The sequence below is a fragment of the Mariniradius sediminis genome (assembly GCF_021491425.1).
GTDB classification, from domain to species: Bacteria; Bacteroidota; Bacteroidia; order Cytophagales; family Cyclobacteriaceae; genus Mariniradius; species Mariniradius saccharolyticus.
In genome coordinates this window covers 1-306 of record NZ_JAKEVZ010000068.1, presented here as the reverse complement: position 1 = coordinate 306, position 306 = coordinate 1, and the positions used below count along the sequence as shown (strand labels likewise).

The 306-nt window shown below is 47.1% G+C and carries 1 protein-coding gene; it reads left to right on the top strand.

All coding sequences use genetic code 11. From position 1 onward, the window contains the following. A partial coding sequence (locus tag L0U89_RS20315; RefSeq protein WP_234863195.1) for an Hsp26/alpha crystallin family protein occupies positions 1 to 283 on the top strand: 283 nt, incomplete at its 5' end. Positions 284 to 306: the final 23 nt, after the last annotated feature.

The window sequence follows — 306 nt, the reverse complement described above, 5'->3', positions numbered from 1 at the left end:
GGCTGATATTCCAGGGCTGAAGAAGGAGGAAGTGAAGGTAGAGATTGAAGATGATAAGGTTCTTCAGATCAGCGGAGAGAGGAACGTTGAGAAGGAAGATAAGAACGACACGTGGCATCGCGTGGAGCGTAGCAGTGGCAAGTTCATGAGGAGGTTCAGATTGCCGGAAAATGCCAAAGTGGATCAAGTGAAGGCTTCTATGGAAAATGGGGTTCTCACTGTCACTGTTCCCAAGGAAGAGGTTAAGAAGCCTGATGTTAAGACCGTGCAAATCTCTGGTTAAGCAGAAGCAAAATGTTGTTGGTC